A 19,059-nucleotide genomic window follows, 5' to 3' on the forward strand; every position below is an offset into this window, starting at 1 on the left:
AGACGGGCGGAAGAAGGTGGAAGAAGCGAAGAAGGGCGATGAAGCGAGGACGAAGGGGCCCGCCCCCGTTCCACCGAGGAACCCGGGGGGCGGGAGCGGGCCCCGGCCGTCAGGACTTCAGGTACAGCCAGGCCAGCGAGACCGTCCCGTAGATCGGGTGGATGAACGCCCCACCGACGTTGCTGCCGCGCAGCTGGTTGACGGTCGGGTAGGCGAACGGCAGCACCGGCACGTCCTTCATCACGGTCTGCTCCAGCGCGTACAGCTCCTTGGCCTTGGCGCGGGGCTCGCCGATCTGGTTGATCCGGTCGATCTCCTTGTCGACCTCCGGGTTGCGGTAGCGCGCGGAGTTGATGTCGCTGCCGGCCCGGCCGTCGAAGGAGAAGGGGACGAGGGTGGACGGGGTCGGCCAGTCGACCGAGCTGGTCTCCTCGAACAGGTCGTACGGGGAGTCGGCGCGGTGCACCTCGTCCAGGAAGGCCTTGGGGTCGACCGGCTTGGGCACGACGGTGATCCCGGCCTTGCCGAAGCCCTCGACCAGCACCTGCGCGACGCGCTGCCCGGTCGGGGTGTTCCGGTACGCGTAGGTCAGGCTGCCGGGCGCCTGCTTGGCCTTGGCGAGCGCGGCCTTCGCGGCCTCCGGGTCACCCTCGGGCCTGGCCGGGTAGAGGTCGTACTTCTGGTAGTCGATCAGCGCGGGCGAGCTGAGCGTGGTGGCCAGCTCGCCGGTGCGGGCGCCGCCCTGGACCTGACGGGCCTGCTGGCGCGGGTAGGCCAGGTGCAGCGCCTTGCGGACCTCGACGTCCGGCACCCGCTCGTTGTTGATCATCAGCTGGGTGACGAAGGCGCCCTGCCGACCGGAGACGACCAGGTCCTTGGCCTTCGGGTCGGTGTCGGTGGTCTGGTACAGCTCGGCGGAGAGGGTGTCGGACGCGGTGGTGGCGTTGGCGCCGCCGTCCCGGCCGGAGAGGATCTCCTGGTTGAGGTTGAGCGCCTCCTTGCCGTACGTGAAGACGAACTTCTCCGGGTACTGGCTGCGGATCGGGTCGGTCTCGGGCTTCCAGGCGGGGTTGCGCTCCAGCACCATGCGGGTGTTCTGGACGTGCTCGACGATCCGGTACGGGCCGGTCGCGAACGGCAGCCGGTCGTAGTCCGTCCCGGTGTCCTTGTCCCGGCGCACCGGAGAGGAGGAGGACTGCGCGGCCATGTACGGGACGTCGGCCTGCGGCTGCGGGAAGTGGAAGACGATGGTGCGCTCGTCCGGCGTCTCGATCGCGTCCAGGTCGCCGGCCTGCGGGCCCGCGTACTTGGCGCGCGCCGCCTCGTAGCTCGCCTCGCCGGTGAGCCACTGCGGCCAGTACGGCGGGCCGACCTCGTAGCCCTTGCCGAAGGTGCGCTCGATGCCGTACTTGACGTCCCCGGCGGTGATCGGCTGACCGTCCTCCCAGGCGACGCCCGCCTTGAGCCGGTACGTCCAGGTGCGCCCGCCGTCGGTCGGGGTGCCGGTGTCGGTGGCCAGGTCGCCGACCAGCTTGGCCTTGCCGTCCACGACCTGGTACTGGGTCAGCTGGCGGCCCCAGAGCAGCGAGGCGTTGTAGGTGGCGCCCGCGTAGACCTTCTGCGGGTCGAGGTGGCGGAACTCGACGCTGTTGTACACGTTCACCGTGCCGCCGGCGCGGGCGCCGGGGACGGCCGGGGCCGGGCCGGCGCTCTCCTGCTCGCTGCCGAGCACGGCGGTCAGCGGGGAGGTCTCCTTGGCGGAGGCCCCGGCGGTACCGCCGGATCCCGCGGTGCTGCCCGCGCCGGCCGAGCAGGAGGTCGCCAGCAGGACGGTGGCGACGACGGCGAGGGACGGTCTGGTCCAGCGCATGGCGAATCTCTCCTTGTCCCGGCGGATCGTGCCGGGACGGGCTCGGGTTGACGAAAAGGGGTGAATGAAAGAGGGGATTGAAAGGGGGGGAACGGAAGGGGAGCAGACGAGGGGCTTCAGCGGGCAGTGCCCGGTGAGAGCCTTCAGCGGGCGCCGCCGACACGCGGGTCCAGCGCGTCCCGGACGGCGTCGCCGAGCAGGTTGAAGGCGATGACGAACAGCAGCAGCGCCACTCCGGGGAACACCATGTAGGTGGGGTCGGCCTGGAAGACCTCGGAGCCGCGCGCGATCATCCGCCCCCAGTCCGGGACCGGCTCGGTGACGCCGACGCCGAGGAAGGACAGCGCGGCCTCGGACGCGACGAACGTCGGGACCGCCATGGTGGCGTGCACCAGCAGCTGCGAGCGGACATTCGGCAGCAGTTCGTGGACGACGACATGGAATCGGCTCGCACCCTGGGCCCGCGCGGACTGCACGAAATCCCTTTCCCGGAGCGAGCGGACGGCGGCTCGCAGGGAAAGCGCGAGCGGAATCCAGCCGAACGCCGAGAAAACCAGGACCAGCACCAGGAACTGCATCCACTCCGGTTCCGCGGTGCCCGGGTCGACCAGCCGGGACTGGATCACCGGGCTGAGCGCGAGCAGCAGGAGCAGCGTGGGAAAGGCCAGCAGCACATTGGCGAGGAATCCGAACAGCCGGTCCGTGACCCCACCGAGGTAGCCCACCGCGACACCGGCGAGCACCCCCAGCGTGGTGGTCACCGTGGCGGCCGCGAAGGCGATCAGCAGCGAGGTGCGGATGCCGTACAGCAGCTGGGTGAACACGTCCCGGCCGAGACCGGGCTCCAGGCCGAACCAGAAGTCCCCGGAGATGCCGCCGTTCGGCAGCATCGGCAGACCACCGTCGCTGAGCAGGCCGGGAACGTTCTGGCCGTAGTGGTCGACCGGGTTCTTCCCGTACAGCGCTGCGACCAGCGGGGCGCCGAGGGCGAGCAGCAGGAACAGCACCACCACGGCCAGGGCGGCGGTGCCGACCCGGTCCCGCAGGATCCGGCGGAGCGGCTCGGGGGCTGCGGGCGCGGGCCCTGCCGCCGTGTCCGGGGCGGTGCCCGGGGCGGTGCCCGGGTCCATGCCCGCGCCGGTGCTTGGGCCGGTGTCGACCACTGCCATGAGGCGTAACCCCCGAATTCTCCGCCGCCCCATGGGTGAGGGTGCGCTGGTGTGCATTTCCGGTGCGGCCGCCGGAGGTTTCCCGGGGGCCGTTCGGGCGACATTTGATCGGATGCTTACGAGGTTCCGCAAATCACCTTCGGGGCTCGTTCGAGCCATTCCTGCGGAACTGTTTCGGGAAATGTGGCGGCTTCATTTCGCCGAAACACCGGCGTTGCAATAGAACGGACAAAGCAGGATGAAGCGGGCCACCCGTTCCGCATTCTGAGACCTCCGCCACAGTCCCTCGGGGGTTGGTACGATCCCGGTGGGCCGCAACTGGCGCGTAGGGATGGAATCAACCATCGGGAAGCGGCCCCGTGAACCCTCACGTGAAGTTGCCGAGCGCCTGGGCCCCCGCAATCCCCACCAGGAGACCGCCATGGCCCAGCAGCCCCACACCGCCGCCTCCGCCGCGGCCGACACCGCCTTCCGCAGCGCCCTCGACGTGGTCGCCGGCGTCGAACCGCGGATCGCCGCCGCCATCGGACAGGAACTCGCGGACCAGCGCGCCTCGCTCAAGCTGATCGCCAGCGAGAACTACGCCTCCCCGGCCGTCCTGCTCACCATGGGCAACTGGCTCAGCGACAAGTACGCCGAGGGAACCGTCGGCCGCCGCTTCTACGCGGGCTGCCGCAACGTCGACACCGTCGAGAGCATCGCCGCCGAGCACGCCCGCGAGCTGTTCGGCGCCGACCACGCCTACGTCCAGCCGCACTCCGGCATCGACGCCAACCTCACCGCCTTCTGGGCCGTCCTCTCCCAGCGGGTCGAGAGCCCGGCCCTGGAGCGCGCCGCGGTGCGCAACGTCAACGACCTCACCGACGAGGACTGGGCGCGACTGCGCCAGGAGCTCGGCAACCAGCGGATGCTCGGCATGTCCCTGGACACCGGCGGCCACCTCACCCACGGCTTCCGGCCCAACATCTCGGGCAAGATGTTCGAGCAGCGCAGCTACGGCACCGACCCGGCCACCGGCCTGATCGACTACGACGCGCTGCGCGAGACCGCCCGCGAGTTCCGCCCGCTGATCATCGTGGCCGGCTACTCCGCCTACCCGCGGCTGGTGGACTTCCGCAGGATACGCGAGATCGCGGACGAGGTCGGCGCGACCCTCATGGTCGACATGGCGCACTTCGCCGGCCTGGTCGCGGGCAAGGTGCTGACCGGTGACCACGACCCGGTCCCGTACGCCCACATCGTCACCACCACCACCCACAAGTCCCTGCGCGGACCGCGCGGCGGCATGGTGCTGTGCCAGTCCGAACTGGCCGAGCACGTCGACCGCGGCTGCCCGCTGGTGCTCGGCGGCCCGCTCTCGCACGTCATGGCCGCCAAGGCGGTCGCCCTCGCGGAGGCCCGCCGCCCCGAGTTCCAGGCGTACGCCCGCGCCGTCGTCGCCAACGCCCGGGCGCTGGCCGAGGGCCTGCTGCGCCGAGGCGGCAAGCTGGTCACCGGCGGCACCGACAACCACCTGGTCCTTGCCGACGTCTCCGGCTACGGTCTGACCGGCCGCCAGGCCGAGGCGGCCCTGCTCGACTCGGGCATCGTCACCAACCGCAACTCCGTCCCGCAGGACCCGAACGGCGCCTGGTACACCTCGGGCGTCCGCCTCGGCACCCCGGCCCTCACCACCCGCGGCCTCGGCACCGCCGAGATGGACGAGATCGCCGACCTGATCCACACCGTCCTGACCGCCACCGCCCCCACCACCACCGCCAAGGGCTCCCCGTCCAAGGCCGCCTACACCCTGGACGCCGCCCTCCGCGACGCCACCGCCAAGCGCGCCGCCGACCTGCTCACCCCGTACCCGCTCTACCCGGGCGTCGACCTGGCCTGACGGCGAACGACAGGCGGCGGACGGCCTGCAGAGGACAGCCGACAGCGAACAGATGACAGATTTCGAAATCTGTCACCCGTCAGCTGCCCGCAGTGAGCGGGCCTCAGGTCACCGCAGCCGGACCAACGAGGCCCAGACGTCATCGCCGACCTGGGTGCCGTCGGGCAGGGCCAGTCGGTCGACCTGGCGGAAGAAGTCGATTCCGGCGTCCCGCGACGAGTGCCCGCCCAGCGCGGGTACGACCCGGTCCCGGACGGCGGTGTACGCCTCGGTGTCGGTCGCCGCCGCCTCGAACCACGCGCAGATGGCCGTGACCGCCCGGGGCTCGAACTGCGGGTCCGCCAGGAGGTCCCGCAGGCCTTCGTCGATCTCGGTGCGAGCCTTCTCGTTGGCCGTACCGAGCATCCAGGGCCACGGGCCGTCGAGCTGGCCCATCAGCGCCAGCATGGCGATCTTCCCGGATCGGGCGGCCTTCTTCTCGCGCCAGCGCAGTACCTCGGAGAGCAGCAGGTTCCGTCCCGCCTCCCGGTGGCCGAGACGACGGAAGATGGCCAGGACACTGCCGAGGAGGGACTGGTCCCGCGAAGTCGAGGCGACCCGACGCAGCCGCGTCATAGCCTTGCGGTGCCCCCTGCCCCCGGGGTCCTCGGCACTCAGGACGTGCTCCGCCACCTCGACCACCACGGACTGCGTCCCGTGGCGGCGGTCGTCGGCCCAGTCGTAGAGCCGGGCCCACGCGGCCCGCTCCATCCCCGCGTCCCCGAGCACGCGTGCCATGACGGCCGCGCACATGTCCGACCGCCCGGACTCGTGGGCGGTGTCGCGGATCTCGGTCAGAACCGTCGGCGCCCGGTGCCGGGCCGCCAGCGTGGTCAGGGCGGAGACGCTCTTGTCCGCCTCGCCCCGCTCGGCCGGGGCGGTCGCGATCAGCCACTCCAGCAGGACGGACCGCATGTCCTCGTAGTTGTCCCAGACGTACGTGAGGACGGCCTGGCCGTAGCCAGGACGACTGAGCGAGACGATGTCCTGGGAACTCACCGTCGCGTGCAGCGCGGTGAGCCGCTGCCGAAGTCCGCGCCCGGCGAAGACCTGACCGAGGTTCGTCGGAGCGTGCGTCCGGTCCTTCTTGGCGATCAACTCCTCCAAGGCGCGGGCGTCCCGCGAGATCCTGGCGGCCGGCGCGACCCGGTGGAGGGCGAGGGAGAGCAACAGGCAGCGGTCGGGCAGGGACAGCGCACCACCGCTGTCGCCGCCGTGTGCGAAGACGCCGTCCAACTCGGTGCGCCAGTCGCCGAGGGCGTTCTCGACGCTCGTGCGGAGTTCGGGATGGCACGCGTCGTCGCCCGCCCCACCGGGCCGACCGAGCCCCTCCTCGATCCAGCCGGCCTCCTCCGGGCGGTCGCGCTTGAACTCCAGCCACTGCTCGGCCACGGCGCCGGCCGCGCGCACCGCCTCCACCGCGTGGCGCAGGGACGACAGATGGACCCGGGCGGTGTCCGACCGGAGGTACGGCACGAGCCAGGACATGCCGGCCGCCGTCAGATGGCGCGCCGCGACGGCGTACGGCTCCGGCGGGGAGCGGAGCTCCACCACCCGGACCCCGGGCGCGACGGGCCAGGTCCGCTGTTCGGTCCACAGATCCGCCGCGATGTTGAGGACCCAGAGCGATCGGGCCTGTCGCAGCATCGAGACGCTTCCGGCGACGTCGTCGAGGAACGTCGTCGACGGGCGGTCGGTCTGCGGGTCCTTGAGGTCCAACTGGTAGGCCCGTCCGGGATCCCGGCGGATCCTCGAGACCCTCGGGCGCGGCCCGTCCGGTTCGAGCTCGACGAGTTTCATCTCGTCCGGCGCGTGGCTCGCCAGCAGGTGGTGGACGAAGGTGGTCGAGCCGTAGCCGCGCGGGGCCACCACGATGATCACCCGCACCCCGGGGTCCGCCAGCGCGTCGACCAGCTGCGTTCGGACGGTGTTCCAGGTGGAGGGGAGGGCGAACGTCCGGGATTCGAGCAGCTTGGTGCGGTCCAGCGTTCTGGCCTCGAGGAAGTCCTGACGGATCTCCTGGTACATCCTGTCGACCTGGCCGACGGCGATCCCGACGTCCGCCATGAACGTCAACGAGGGCGCAGCGCGCTCCGGCGTGACGGGTTTCCTGGTGGTACCGGCCGGGGCGGTGCGGACCGGCGCAGGCAGGAAGGCCTGAATCCGCTCCAAGTCGTCCATGGTCATGCGAAGTTGACGCCCCCCACGTTCAGGGTCTCGACTGATCCGACGGCTGTGCCGACGTTGCCGTTGAAGGTGAGCTGCGGACCGGCCGTGGGGCTCGGTGCGGGCTCCACGGGAGGCTCCTTCCGGCCGAGGGCCGCCTTGACCGTCGCGGGCGCGAGCCGCGGTACGTGGACCCACGCGGCGCGCTGGAACTGCTTCTTCGGCACGGCCGCCGAGACGTCCAGGAAGTCCCGCTCGGACAGGGTGCGGGTGCGACCGGCGGCGACGGCCCGCCGGTGGACCTCGTCCGAGACGATCGCCGCGACGAACGAGTCGTGTTCCGCGGCCACCCCGGCCGCGGCGCGGACCTCGTCGCTGTCCACCAGACGGCACGCGTCGTTGACGGCATCGCCCCGGTGATCGGGGGAGAGCGGGCCGAGGTGGACGCTCAGCCGGGTCCGCAGGACCGGCTCGTGGGCGCGTCGCTCCCGGTCGTGGCGGTGCAGCGCGTCCTCCAGGAGCGCGATGCCCGGGTCGACCAGCCGCACGACCTTCGCGGCGGGCACGATCCTGATCCAGCCGTCACCCGTATCGCTGCCCCGGCGTTCGTCGGCCCAGAGCGCGGCCAGGTCGATGCGGGTGAAGGTCTCGGCGACGGCGGCGTCCAGTGCGGCCCGAAGGCCGGGCATCGCGGTCTCGGGCACCTTGCTGTAGCCGACGATGTCGACCACGAGGATGGCGAGGTCGGGCGGGAGGTCATCCCAGTCGACGGGGGCGGGGAGCATGTCTGTCTGTCCTCCTGGTGCGGGTGCGGGTGCGGGTGCGGGTGCGGGTGCGGGTGCGGGTCCGGGGTCCGCGCGCTCGGCAGCGATCATGCCTCCGAGCGGGCGGTCGGTGCTGCCCAACGGATGGCAGGACGGAAGTGAGCTGCGCCACTGCGCGGCCGACGCCGGCGGTCCTACCGCTGCGCGGCGTGCGCGCGTAGCGCCGGCAAGTCGGTCACCGTCACACCGCCGCCCGGAGCCGTGGTCAGCCAGCCGTGCCGGCTCCACTCCACCAAGACCTTGCCGACGGCGTTGCGCGAGGCGCCGATGAGCCTGGCGAGGTCCTCCTGCGGCAGCCGGATCCGGGACGGGCCGCCGGAGGTCGCCGGGCCGGAGAGCCGCATGAGGAGACCGGACAGCCGGAGCGCCACGGATCCGGTCGCGAGTTCCAGCCTGGTCCGGTCGGCCTCGCGGAGCCGGCTGTAGGAATGCCTGAGCAACGGTCGCAGCAGGCCGTGCGATTCGACGAAGTCCGTGAAGTCCACGGCCGGGACCACGCGAACCCGGCAGGGCTCGAGGGTCCGTACGGTCGCGCTGCGCACGCCCTCCGCCAATACCGACATCTCGCCGAGGAGTTCGCCGTCGCCGCGGACCGCGAGCAACTGCTCACTGCCGAGCGGGCCGTCGGCGGTCACCATCACACTGCCGGCCTCCAGGAGTACGACGCAGGTGGCCGGTTCGTCCTGCCGCAGCAGGGTGGCGCGGGACGCGCGGTGGCGCACCGGCGCCAACTGCTGGAGGAGCGCCCACTTCTCGTCACTCAGGAACTCGCGGTGTGACTCCTGCACGTGGCGCCTCCGGTGGCCGGGTCCGCGGTCGGCGGACTGCCGGTTCGCCGGCCGGACACTGTGATCCACTCAGTGTGCCGCAAGAACCAGAACCGCGGCCAGTGTGCCCAACACCAGCCCGCAGGACAGCAGATCGACCGCACGCCGAAGGAGGCGGTACTTCCGCAGGACCAGCCGGGAAAGCTCCACCAAACGCTGCGCGTGCGCCGTCGCGAGATCCCCGGAACTCCGCTCCTCGAATGACTCGACCAACTGTTCCGGCGTCAAACGGGCGAATTCCAAATAGGACAGAGCGCGGTGGCCGTCGTGGCGGAGCTGGGGCCTGGCGGCCGCCAGCGACAGGGCGAGCGAGCCGACCAGGAGGGTGATGACGCCCAGGAGCGTCGCCTTGGCCAGCGGGGAGAGCGGAGACAGCGTGCTGCTCAGTGCGGTCGCCATGGTGATGCCTCCGACGGCGGCGGCTCCGATGCCGGTGGCCTTGGCGTCACTCCGTTGCAGCTCTGCCAGGACCTCCTGGGTGGACGACGCCAGCCGGCCCGGGGCCTGAGGGCCGGTCGGACCGGTGGCAAGGGGGCGGATCGCTCGCATGACGGGGCCTTCCCTCGGTTGACGGGTCTCGGTGGCCCCAGTGTCCGCGCGATCCGCGTTCCGTACTGCCCAGTGGATGGCCGATCCGCCGAGACGTGGGTCACCTCCCGGCCGGGAAGGGCCCGTCGGTGCGCGGCGGACGGACGGCGACGGGCAGCAGACGGAGAACAGCGAACAGCGAACGGAGAACGACGAACAGCGGACAGCTGACAGATTTTGAAATCTGTCAGCTGTCCGCTGTCATCTGTCCGCCGAAGGCCATCAGCCCCGCTAGTACTGCAGGGACTTGTACTGGAGGAACTCCTCCAGCCCGTGCCGGCCCAGCTCCCGGCCGAGGCCCGAGCTCTTGTAGCCGCCGAAGGGGGCGAGCGGGTTGAAGCGGCCGCCGTTGAGGTCGACCTGGCCGGTGTCGAGGCGGCGGGCGAAGACGGCGGCGGTGTCGGTGTCGCGGGCCCAGACGCCGCCGGACAGGCCGTACGGGGTGCCGTTGGCGAGTTCGGCGGCGTGGTCCTCGTCGCGGTAGCGCAGGATCGCCAGGACGGGACCGAAGACCTCCTCCTGGGCCACCGTCATCTCCGGGGTCACGTCGGCGAGCACCGTCGGGTGGACGTAGTAGCCCGCGGGCAGGTCGGCGACCGGCTCCGAGCCGCCGACGACCAGCCGGGCGCCTTCGGCCAGCGCGCCGTCGATGTGGCCGCGAACCCGGGCCAGCTGCCTGGCGTTGACCAGCGGGCCGATCCGGGTCTGTGGGTCGGTCGGGTCGCCCGGCCGGTACTGGGCGGCGACCTCCGCGGCGCGGGCGACCGCCTCCTCGTACTGGTCCTGGTGGACCAGCAGCCGGGTCAGCGCGCTGCAGGTCTGGCCCGAGTTGGCGAAGACGTTGGCGACGTTCGCCTTGACCGCGCGGGCCAGGTCGGCGTCGGGCAGCACCACGTTGGCCGACTTGCCGCCCAGCTCCAGGGAGACCCGCTTCAGCCCCCGGCCGGCCGTCTCGGCGACCTGCCGGCCGACGGCGGTGGAGCCGGTGAACGAGACCAGGTCCACCTCCCGGTGTCCGACGAGCGCCGAGCCCGCCACCGCGCCGGTGCCGGTCACCAGGTTGAAGGCGCCCGCCGGGAACCCGGCCTCGTGCACCAGCCGGGCGAACAGCCGGGCCACCAGCGGGGTGTCCTCGGCCGGCTTGAGGACCACCGGGCAGCCGGCCGCCAGCGCCGGGACGGCCTTGGCCACGATCTGGTGCAGCGGGTAGTTCCACGGCGTGATCGCCGCGACCACCCCGGCCGGCTCGGCGTGCACCACCGAGTTGCCGATCCGTTCCTCGAAGGGGTGCTCGGCGAGCAGGGACAGGTAGGAGGTCGCCACGGCGAGCGGCAGCCCGGCGTGCACGGCACCGGTGAAGCCGACCGGCGAGCCGAGCTCGGCGACGACCGTCTCGGTGATCTCGCCCTGCGCGGCGGCGATCCCGTCCCGCAGCCGGGTCAGCAGCGCCAGCCGCTCCTCGCGGGTGGTCGCGCCCCAGCCGCGGGCCGCCCGCCGGGCCGCCGTCACCGCCGCGTCGACGTCGATCGCGCCGCCGGCCGGCACCGTGGCCAGCACCTGCTCGGTCGCCGGGTTCAGCACGGTGATCGACCCGGTGTCCCCGGAGGGCCGCCACTCGCCGTCGATGTACTGGTCGCCGTGCTCCGGATACTCCGCGTCCTGCCGCACCGATCGTCCCCTCATCAGCTCATCCACTCGACCCGTCTTAACTAGCAGCGCTAGTCGGAGGTCAGTCAATGCGGCGCGGGCGGCCGCGCGCAAGAGTCAATCCGGATCGGCGGACCGGACGGTTACCTCGGAGCGGACCGGACGGTTACCTCGGGGCGAACCGTGCGGTGTACTCGTCGAACGGCTCGATGCCCACCTCCGCCCGCCGCTCGTCCAGCCGCTCCGGCTCCTCGCACGGCCACGGCACCGGGCGGCCCTCCGCCACCGCGCCGATCTGCGTTCCGTAGCGCTGGTCCCGCCCCTCGTTGACCGCCAGCCGGTCCTGGAGGAAGGCCAGGTCGCGGGCGCTCGCCTCGCCCCGGGCGACGGCCTCGCCCATCAGTGCCGCCGCCCGCCGCTGGACGTCGAGCTGCCGGTCCGCGTGCTGCGCCACCAGCCAGGCCGCCCGGGCGGCCTCGGGGCCGACGGCCTGCTCGGTCGGCCAGTCGTGCGCCGCCATGATCTCCGCGAGCCGGTCCGCGTGCCGGACGGTGAGTCGCCGCCACGCCGCCTGCTCGGCCAGGTCGGGGCTGTTCGCGAACCGGGCGACCGCGCCGTCCTCGGCCATCATCCCGGTGAGCTCCGCGGCCAGCCGCCCGGCCGCTCCCTCGACCGCCCCCGCGCCTGCCCCCTCGACCGCTCCCGCGCCTGCCCCCTCGACAGGCTCCCCGCCCGGGGCCGCCCCCGCCTCGCCGTCCCGCCGCCGTACGTCCGCCATGCCGATCCGCTCCTCCGGCCCGGGCCCTCCCGCCGAGGGCCGCCCGCCACCACGCTAGGCGCGGACGTCGCGACGAAGATCATCCCTGAAGACGGTGACCCGGGGGTGCCGCCCGCGGCAGAATGGATCCACACCGGGAACGGAGCGCACCGCGCACCCTCCCCAGGGACGCCGAAGGGCCGGTCGGACGAATCCGACCGGCCCTTCACCGTGAGCCGGCGCGTTCGTGCGCCCGCCCGTTTCCGCCTCAGACCCGCGAGGCCTCCGCGGCGTCGACCGGAGCGGCGCCCTCGGCCTGCGCCATCTCCTCGCGGACCGCGGCCAGCGAGGGGTTGGCCCAGGCGCTGGCGACGCCCCAGCGGTAGAACGCCAGCCCGATCGCGGCGACGATCAGCAGGTCCCAGCCCTCCGGCAGGTAGCCGTTCCCGCCGAAGTCGGCGCTGCCCGCCCAGGAGACGCCGGCCATCACGAACAGGTACGCGACCATCCAGGCACCCGCCTTCAGGTGCGGCTTCAGCTCGGCGAACGGCTTGCGCAGCTCGTACCAGGCCCAGATCGGCAGACCGGCGGCCATCAGCAGGATGACCTTGCCGGTGAGCGGCCAGCGGGCCCAGTAGAGCACCAGGGAGCCGAACACCATCGCGACCGGGGCGATGATCGGCATGGCGCGCAGCCGCACCGGCCGGGGCAGGTCGGGGGCCAGGCGGCGCAGCGCCATCACGGCGACCGGGCCGGTGATGTACGAGATCACGGTGGCCACCGAGACGATCTCGGCCAGCGAGCCCCAGCCGCGGAAGACGGCGAGGAACATGAAGGCGACCACGAGGTTGAGCACCAGCGCCGGGCGCGGGATGCCGGTCTTGGCGTCGACCCGGCCGAAGATCTTCGGCAGGTGGCCGTTCTCCTGCACGCCGTGGATCATGCGCGAGGTGGTGGCGGCGTAGATCATGCCGGTGCCGGAGGGCGAGATGAAGGCGTCCGCGTACAGCGTGATCGCCAGCCAGTTGAGGCCCCAGGCGATGGCCAGGTCGGCCAGCGGCGAGGTGTAGGCGAGGTTGCTCCAGCCGTTCGCCAGGTCGCCGCCCGGGATGGCGCCGAGGAAGGCGATCTGCAGCGCGACGTAGATCACCAGGGAGATCAGGATCGAGCCGATGACGGCCTTCGGCAGCGACTTGCCGGGGTTGCGGGCCTCGCCGGCCAGGTTGAGCGGGGACTGGAAGCCGTTGAAGGCCCAGACGATGCCGGAGACCGCGACGGCGGTGAACACCGCGCTCCAGCCGTTCGGCGCGAAGCCGCCGTGGTCGGTGAAGTGCGAGGTGTCGAAGTGCGCGAAGAGCAGCGCGCCGGCGGTCAGCGTCGGCACGACGACCTTGAAGACGGTGATCGCGGTGTTGGTCTTGGCGAACAGCGTGATCGCGAACCAGTTGAGGGCGAAGTAGACGAGCAGCAGCACGCTGGCGAGTGCCACGCCGCTGAGGGTCAACTCCTTGCCGTCGTACAACCCCTTCGCCCAGCCGAAGTCCCAGGAGCTCATGTACTGGACGGAGGCGGTGGCCTCACCCGGGATGACCGAGACGATGGCGATCCAGTTGGCCCAGGCGGCCAGGTAGCCGGCCAGCGAGCCGTGCGAGTACTGGCCGTACCGGACCATGCCGCCGGCCTTGGGGAACATCGAGCCCAGCTCGCTGTAGGTGAGCGCGATGGTCAGCGCCACCGCGGCGCCGATCACCCAGGCGAGGATCGAGGCGGGTCCGGCGAGCTTGGCGGCCCGCTCGGCACCGAACAACCAGCCGGATCCGATGATCGACCCCAGCCCGACCGCGGTCAGGCTGATCGTGCCGAGCGATCGGCGGTAGTTCTGGTGTGATGCCGTCGACGATTCGGGCTCACTCAACGTATCGGTCCTCTCGCTCGTGGTTCATCGGGTGGTGTCGGTGTTTTTGCGATTTTGAGCCGGTATTTCGGACAAACGGAGAGCAGCCTATGTTCCGAAAACGGGCGAAAACCTCAGAGGAAGCTCAAACCGTCCGATTGTTGCCATCTCGTGTCCGGCTTCCCGGGCCGGTGTGAACCGGTGAGGAGACGGACGCCACAACGCCCGGAATGGGGGCGGCGGTGGCCGGGAATGGTGATCGGGCCGGCCCGACGAAATGGGGCGGGCCGGAAAAACGAAATTCCCCGTGGAGCCTCTCGGCTTCCACGGGGAATTTCGGCTGTGTCCGAGGGGGGACTTGAACCCCCACGCCCGATAAAGGGCACTAGCACCTCAAGCTAGCGCGTCTGCCATTCCGCCACCCGGACCGGGTGTGTGCTTCGGGGGCTTTTTCCTCGCCCCCTCGGCGACAAAGAGAACATTACCAGGGTTCTGGAGTGCTTCTCACCAGCGGCTTCCTCGGGGCCACCCCGCCGGACGCCCCGGTCGGGAGCAACGGGGGCCGCGACGCCCGCCACCGCCCGCCCTGCCACGGTCCACCCCGCCACGGTCCACCCCGCACCACCCGCCCGGCACGACACCCGCCCCGCACGGCGCCCGCACAGGTTGGTACGCCCGGCCAACACGCTCGAATCCGGATCGAACCGGTGGTGTCCGCGAAGGAACCGGTCGACTCCCGTCCCGTCCGCGGTCGGTTGAGGCCGGAACCGATCCGACACGGGCAACTTGTCGACGGTGCCACGGCCGTGGCGGCGGCTCTCCTAGCCTCTGTGGACCGAGGGCGCCATGAAGCGGATCGCCTGATTCCCGGGTCGCGGACGAAGGGCGGCTGGACGTGGAGCAGATCAGCGGAGCGGCGAAGGCCGAACCGAGACGCGGTGGGCGGGCGGAGGGCTCCGGCGTAGCCCGGGCCTCTGTGGGCCCCGCCGAGGGCGTGTGGCGCTTCCCTGCGCCCGCCACCGAGGCCTCGGTGCCGGTGACCCGGCACGCGGTGCGCGACCGCCTGCTGGCGCAGGGCCTGAACGGGGTGCGCTACCAGGAGCTGGTGGACGACCTGCTGCTGATCGTCTCGGAGCTGGTGAGCAACGCGGTGACGCACGCCGCCGAGCTGTCGCCCGAGGTGGTCACCGAGCTGTCGGTGCACCGGGCCTGGGTGCGCGTGTCGGTCGAGGACGGTGATCCGTACCGGCCGAAGGCGCTGGAGAACGACACCGGAAGTACCGGCGGGCGCGGCCTGCTGCTGGTGAAGAGCGTCACCCTGCAGGCCGGCGGGGTGTGCGACGTCGAACACACGGGGGAGGGCGGCAAGGTCATCTGGGCCTCGCTGCCCGTCCCCCCGGAGCCCGGACGCTGACCGGCCGACCGTCCGGCCGGGCCGCCGACCGCGGCGACCGGACCGTCGGCCCCAGCGGCCAGGCCGCCGACCGCGTCGGCCCCAGCCGCCGGTCGGCTACGGGTCGGCTACCAGTCCCGCCCGGCGATCTCCCGGATGCCCGGCAGCGCGGCCTCGAAGACCGTCTCGAACCAGACCGAGAACGGCCGCTCCTCCCGCAGCTCCCGCAGTTCCTGTGCGGTCACGAAGGCGAAGTCGTCCACCTCCTCCGGGGCCGGCTGGACCGGAGCGGTGACCAGTCCCACGAACAGGTGGTTCCACTCCCGCTCGATCAGCCCGGACGCCTCGTCCGGCAGGTCGTAGCGGACGGTGCCCGCCTCGCACAGCAGCGCCGGTGCGACGCCCAGTTCCTCGGCGGTGCGCCGGGCGGCGGCGACGAACGGCGGTTCGTCCGGGTACGGGTGGCCGCAGCAGGTGTTCGACCAGACGCCGGGGGAGTGGTACTTGCCCAGTGCCCGGCGCTGGAGCAGCAGCCGGCCCTGGCGGTCGAACAGGAAGACCGAGAAGGCCCGGTGCAGCCGGCCCGGCTGCTGGTGGGCCCAGAGCTTCTCGCCGGTGCCGATGGTGACGCCCTCGTCGTCGACCAGTTCCAGCAGGATCTCGGCGCCGGGGTGGGCGGAGCCGGTGGCCCGGGCGTCGACCGTCACATCGGTCTCCACGTCGAGACCGGTGTCGATGTCGGCGGCGAAGTGCGTCGGGTCGGTCGGCAGACTCTGGGGCATGGGGCCTCTTTCGGGAACGGGAGCAACGGGAGCATCGGGCGTCTCCGACGCACCGGGTGGTGTGCGGCGGACACAGCTTGGGCACCGGCGCCGGCGTCGGGGTCCAGTCTGCCGTATGGGTGGCACTCGGCAGGGGTACCACGCACAACCGGACGGATCATGACCTGGAGGCGTCGGAAACCGGCCAGAGAAGGGCCCGGGAAGTCTCTGTAAGGTCAGGAATTCGCAGAACCGTTCTACGTGCGTTCGGAGCCCGTTCGACCGCTCCGAGGCGTCCCCCGGCGCGGCCCGGGCGGGGCGCAGCGGTCCCACGGCCGCCCCGCCACCGCTCCGCCCGCCGCCCCGTCCACCCTCCTGCGGGCCGCCTCGCCTGCGGTCCGGGCCCGCGGGCGCGTTCTGGCCGGTCGCCCTGGTCGCCTACCATCACATACGACACGGTGCCCGGATCTGTGCCGGCACCGGCGCGCCGCCGCCCGGCCCGGTCGAACACCGGCCCGAGGACCGGTGGCGCCGCCCTCCGGCACGGCCTCCGGGCACAGCACGACGGATCAGGAGACCCGCATGATCGGCCTCGTTCTGGCAGCCGGCGCCGGCCGCCGACTGCGCCCGTACACCGACACCCTGCCCAAGGCGCTGGTGCCGGTCGACGGGGAGCGGACCGTCCTGGACCTCACGCTCGGCAACTTCGCCGAGGTCGGACTGCGTGACGCCGCGATCGTCGTCGGCTACCGCAAGGAGGCGGTGTACGACCGCAAGGACGCCCTGGAGAGCAAGTACGGCGTCAAGCTCCACCTGGTCGAGAACGACAAGGCCGAGGAGTGGAACAACGCGTACTCGCTCTGGTGCGCCCGCGAGCTGTTCGCCGAGGGCCTGCTGCTCGCCAACGGCGACACCGTCCACCCGGCCTCGGTCCAGCGCACCATGCTGGAGGGCAACCGGCGACTGACCGAGGCCGGCACCGCCCCCGGCATCCTGCTCGCCCTCGACACGGTGAAGAAGCTCGCCGACGAGGAGATGAAGGTCGTCGTCGACCCGGCCTCCGGGATGCGCCGGATCACCAAGCTGATGGAGCCGGCCGAGGCGACCGGCGAGTACATCGGCGTCACCGTGATCAACCCGTCCGCCGCCGCCGACCTCACCGACGCGCTGCGCGCCACCTACGAGCGCGACCCTCAGCTGTACTACGAGGACGGCTACCAGGAGATGGTGAACCGCGGCCTGCGGATCGACGTGCAGCCGATCGGCGAGGTCTCCTGGGTCGAGGTGGACAACCACGACGACCTGGCGAAGGCGCGGGAGATCGCGTGCCGGTACTGACCCGACTGGTCCCGTCGCCGCTGTTCGTCGAGATCCGCCCGGGCGCGCTGGACGCGCTCGGCGGCATCCTCGCGGACCAGCGGCTGTCGGCCTCGGGCCGGATCGCGGTCGCGATCAGCAACGGCTCCGGCTCGGCCATGCGCCGCCGCCTGGAGCCGGCCCTGCCCGGCGCCGACTGGTACAACGTGGACGACGGCAGCCTGGACAGCGCGGTGCGGCTGGCGGAGGCGATGCGCGGCGGGCACTACGACGCGATCGTCGGCCTCGGCGGCGGCAAGATCATCGACGCCGCCAAGTACGCCGCGGCCCGGGTCGGCCTGCCGCTGGTCGCGGTGGCCACCAACCTGGCCCACGACGGCATCTGCTCGCCGGTCTCCACCCTGGACAACGACGCGGGCCGCGGCTCCTACGGGGTGCCCAGCCCGATCGGCATCGTGGTCGACCTGGACGTGATCCGGCAGGCCCCGCAGCGCTTCGTGGCGGCCGGCGTGGGCGACGTCGTCTCCAACATCTCCGCGTGCGCGGACTGGGAGCTGTCCCACGCGGTGACCGGCGAGCCGATGGACGGGCTGGCCGTGGCGATGGCCCGCTCGGCGGGCGAGAACCTGCTGCGGCACCCGGGGAGCACCCGGGACCAGGACCTCCTGACAGCGCTGGCCGAGGCCCTGGTACTGTCCGGCATCGCGATGAACATCGCGGGCAGCACCCGGCCCTCGTCGGGTGCCTGCCACGAGATCTCGCACGCCCTGGACGTGCTGTACCCCAAGCGGTCCGCCCAGCACGGCGAGCAGGTCGGCCTCGGCGCCGCCTTCGCCAGCTTCCTGCGGGGCGAGCGCGAGCTGACCGGTCTGATCGTGGAGCGCCTGGCGAGCCACGGACTGCCGGTGACCGCCGCCCAGATCGGCTTCAGCGAGGCGGAGTTCACCGAAGCGGTGCACTACGCTCCGAACACCCGACCGGGGCGCTTCACGATCCTCGAACACCTCGACCTCTCCCCTTCCGCAATCAGGGACGCGTACGCCGACTATGTCCAAGCCGTCAACAGCTGACCCCTCCACCGCGGGCGCCGGGCGTCCCCCGGTGGACCTGACCCGCCGGCCCTCGATCGAGGAGCTGCGCGCGGTGATCCACCCGGAGGGCATGCTCCAGCGCCGCAGCGCCGAGCACTGGGCCGGACGCCTGTACATGCGGAAGATCTCGCTGCGGATCACCCGCGTGCTGTCCACCATGACGGCGATCACGCCCAACGGCCTGACGTACCTGATGATGTTCACCGGCATCCTGGCCGGTGCCGCGCTGGTCGTGCCGGGCGTCGCGGGCGCCGTCCTGGGCGCTCTGCTGATCCAGGTCTACCTGCTGCTGGACTGCGTGGACGGCGAGGTGGCCCGCTGGCGCCGGCAGACCTCGCTCACCGGCGTCTACCTGGACCGGGTCGGCCACTACATGTCCGAGGCGGCGCTGCTGACCGGCCTCGGCCTGCGTGCCACCGACCTGCTGCACCGCGAGGGAGCCGGCTCGCACTGGGAGTGGGCCTTCCTCGGCACGCTGGCCGCGCTCGGCGCGATCCTGATCAAGTCCGAGACCGACCTGGTGGACGTGGCCCGGGCCCGCAGCGGCCTGACGGCCGTCGAGGACAGCGCCTCGGTGCCGCGCTCGTCCTCCGTCGCCAAGGCCCGCCGGGCGGCCTCCTTCCTGAAGTTCCACCGCCTGGTCGGCGCGGTCGAGGCCTCGCTGTTCATCCTGGCCGCCGGCGTCGCCGACGCCGTGCACGGCGGACTCCTCTTCACCCGGCTCGCGGTGGTCGTCCTGGCGGCGATCGCGATGCTCCAGACCGTGCTGCACCTGCTGAGCATCGTCCTCTCCAGCAGGCTCCGGTGAACGCGCGGACGGCCGCGGACGACTTCCGC

At 72.0% G+C, this 19,059-nt stretch carries 15 protein-coding genes, 1 tRNA gene and 1 riboswitch; of the genes, 5 read left to right on the top strand and 11 right to left on the bottom strand.

What is annotated here, in order from left to right; translation table 11 throughout:
- Positions 1-109: 109 nt before the first annotated feature.
- Entirely contained in the window at positions 110-1,870 is a 1,761-nt protein-coding gene (locus tag ACGF0D_RS11975; RefSeq protein ID WP_392915121.1) for an ABC transporter substrate-binding protein, read from the bottom strand.
- Positions 1,871-2,013: 143 nt separating this feature from the next.
- Positions 2,014-3,039 (bottom strand): ABC transporter permease, encoded by a 1,026-nt coding sequence (locus tag ACGF0D_RS11980; protein WP_392915123.1) that lies wholly within the window; start codon positions 3,037-3,039, stop codon positions 2,014-2,016.
- A 304-nt stretch (positions 3,040-3,343) separates the two neighbouring features.
- Positions 3,344-3,440, top strand: a riboswitch (ZMP/ZTP riboswitch).
- Between the two features lie 20 nt (positions 3,441-3,460).
- Here ACGF0D_RS11980 and ACGF0D_RS11985 point away from each other — a divergent pair.
- Entirely contained in the window at positions 3,461-4,918 is a 1,458-nt protein-coding gene (locus ACGF0D_RS11985) for a glycine hydroxymethyltransferase (RefSeq protein ID WP_392915126.1), read from the top strand.
- 108 nt (positions 4,919-5,026) lie between these two features.
- Here the strand turns inward: ACGF0D_RS11985 and ACGF0D_RS11990 are convergent, their stop codons facing one another.
- From ACGF0D_RS11990 to ACGF0D_RS12025, 8 genes are all read right to left on the bottom strand, one after another.
- Complete coding sequence (locus tag ACGF0D_RS11990; protein ID WP_392915129.1) at positions 5,027-7,144, bottom strand: hypothetical protein; 2,118 nt, start codon at positions 7,142-7,144, stop codon at positions 5,027-5,029.
- Positions 7,141-7,908: a hypothetical protein gene (locus ACGF0D_RS11995; RefSeq protein ID WP_392915131.1), complete on the bottom strand. Its 768-nt coding sequence runs from the start codon at positions 7,906-7,908 to the stop codon at positions 7,141-7,143. Before ACGF0D_RS11995 ends, ACGF0D_RS11990 begins: the two co-directional genes overlap by 4 nt.
- Before the next feature lie 173 nt (positions 7,909-8,081).
- Positions 8,082-8,735: a Crp/Fnr family transcriptional regulator gene (locus ACGF0D_RS12000; RefSeq protein WP_392915134.1), complete on the bottom strand. Its 654-nt coding sequence runs from the start codon at positions 8,733-8,735 to the stop codon at positions 8,082-8,084.
- 69 nt (positions 8,736-8,804) lie between these two features.
- Positions 8,805-9,323, bottom strand: coding sequence for a Pycsar system effector family protein (locus ACGF0D_RS12005; protein WP_392915137.1), 519 nt, complete (start codon positions 9,321-9,323; stop codon positions 8,805-8,807).
- Positions 9,324-9,593: 270 nt separating this feature from the next.
- Complete coding sequence (locus tag ACGF0D_RS12010) at positions 9,594-11,045, bottom strand: aldehyde dehydrogenase family protein (RefSeq protein ID WP_392915139.1); 1,452 nt, start codon at positions 11,043-11,045, stop codon at positions 9,594-9,596.
- A 130-nt stretch (positions 11,046-11,175) separates the two neighbouring features.
- Positions 11,176-11,640, bottom strand: a complete 465-nt coding sequence (locus ACGF0D_RS12015; protein WP_392915227.1) for a DUF6624 domain-containing protein — start codon at positions 11,638-11,640, stop codon at positions 11,176-11,178.
- Between the two features lie 394 nt (positions 11,641-12,034).
- Positions 12,035-13,681 (bottom strand): APC family permease, encoded by a 1,647-nt coding sequence (locus ACGF0D_RS12020; RefSeq protein ID WP_392875579.1) that lies wholly within the window; start codon positions 13,679-13,681, stop codon positions 12,035-12,037.
- Between the two features lie 322 nt (positions 13,682-14,003).
- Positions 14,004-14,088: transfer RNA gene (locus tag ACGF0D_RS12025), tRNA-Leu, on the bottom strand.
- Between the two features lie 548 nt (positions 14,089-14,636).
- On the opposite strand from ACGF0D_RS12025, the gene ACGF0D_RS12030 reads away from it, so the two are divergent.
- The gene (locus ACGF0D_RS12030) at positions 14,637-15,074 is read left to right on the top strand and encodes an ATP-binding protein (protein WP_392875811.1); all 438 of its coding nucleotides are present in this window, start codon (positions 14,637-14,639) and stop codon (positions 15,072-15,074) included.
- A gap of 107 nt (positions 15,075-15,181) precedes the next feature.
- Here ACGF0D_RS12030 and idi read toward each other — a convergent pair whose 3' ends face one another.
- Positions 15,182-15,835, bottom strand: coding sequence for an isopentenyl-diphosphate Delta-isomerase (gene idi, locus ACGF0D_RS12035; protein WP_392875581.1), 654 nt, complete (start codon positions 15,833-15,835; stop codon positions 15,182-15,184).
- 561 nt (positions 15,836-16,396) lie between these two features.
- On the opposite strand from idi, the gene ACGF0D_RS12040 reads away from it, so the two are divergent.
- The 3 genes from ACGF0D_RS12040 (at position 16,397) to ACGF0D_RS12050 (ending at position 19,030) form a co-directional block, all read left to right on the top strand.
- A complete protein-coding gene (locus tag ACGF0D_RS12040) occupies positions 16,397-17,152 on the top strand; it encodes a sugar phosphate nucleotidyltransferase (protein WP_392875584.1) in 756 nt (251 codons plus the stop codon).
- Positions 17,140-18,201: an iron-containing alcohol dehydrogenase family protein gene (locus tag ACGF0D_RS12045; protein ID WP_392915142.1), complete on the top strand. Its 1,062-nt coding sequence runs from the start codon at positions 17,140-17,142 to the stop codon at positions 18,199-18,201. Before ACGF0D_RS12040 ends, ACGF0D_RS12045 begins: the two co-directional genes overlap by 13 nt.
- Before the next feature lie 91 nt (positions 18,202-18,292).
- The gene (locus tag ACGF0D_RS12050; RefSeq protein WP_392875814.1) at positions 18,293-19,030 is read left to right on the top strand and encodes a CDP-alcohol phosphatidyltransferase family protein; all 738 of its coding nucleotides are present in this window, start codon (positions 18,293-18,295) and stop codon (positions 19,028-19,030) included.
- The last annotated feature ends 29 nt before the right edge of the window (positions 19,031-19,059 follow it).

The organism is Kitasatospora sp. NPDC048298 (assembly GCF_043201465.1).
Taxonomy (GTDB): Bacteria; Actinomycetota; Actinomycetes; order Streptomycetales; family Streptomycetaceae; genus Kitasatospora.

What these genes read in the sequence shown, in the direction of transcription:
- ACGF0D_RS12005 (WP_392915137.1), bottom strand. Translation starts at nt 9,323, where the DNA reads ATGCGAGCGATCCGCCCCCTTGCCACCGGTCCGACCGGCCCTCAGGCC.
- ACGF0D_RS11985 (WP_392915126.1), top strand. Translation starts at nt 3,461, where the DNA reads ATGGCCCAGCAGCCCCACACCGCCGCCTCCGCCGCGGCCGACACCGCC.
- idi (WP_392875581.1), bottom strand. Translation starts at nt 15,835, where the DNA reads ATGCCCCAGAGTCTGCCGACCGACCCGACGCACTTCGCCGCCGACATC.
- ACGF0D_RS11975 (WP_392915121.1), bottom strand. Translation starts at nt 1,870, where the DNA reads ATGCGCTGGACCAGACCGTCCCTCGCCGTCGTCGCCACCGTCCTGCTG.
- ACGF0D_RS12040 (WP_392875584.1), top strand. Translation starts at nt 16,397, where the DNA reads ATGATCGGCCTCGTTCTGGCAGCCGGCGCCGGCCGCCGACTGCGCCCG.
- ACGF0D_RS11980 (WP_392915123.1), bottom strand. Translation starts at nt 3,039, where the DNA reads ATGGCAGTGGTCGACACCGGCCCAAGCACCGGCGCGGGCATGGACCCG.
- ACGF0D_RS11990 (WP_392915129.1), bottom strand. Translation starts at nt 7,144, where the DNA reads ATGACCATGGACGACTTGGAGCGGATTCAGGCCTTCCTGCCTGCGCCG.
- ACGF0D_RS12015 (WP_392915227.1), bottom strand. Translation starts at nt 11,640, where the DNA reads ATGATGGCCGAGGACGGCGCGGTCGCCCGGTTCGCGAACAGCCCCGAC.
- ACGF0D_RS12050 (WP_392875814.1), top strand. Translation starts at nt 18,293, where the DNA reads ATGCTCCAGCGCCGCAGCGCCGAGCACTGGGCCGGACGCCTGTACATG.
- ACGF0D_RS11995 (WP_392915131.1), bottom strand. Translation starts at nt 7,908, where the DNA reads ATGCTCCCCGCCCCCGTCGACTGGGATGACCTCCCGCCCGACCTCGCC.
- ACGF0D_RS12010 (WP_392915139.1), bottom strand. Translation starts at nt 11,045, where the DNA reads ATGAGGGGACGATCGGTGCGGCAGGACGCGGAGTATCCGGAGCACGGC.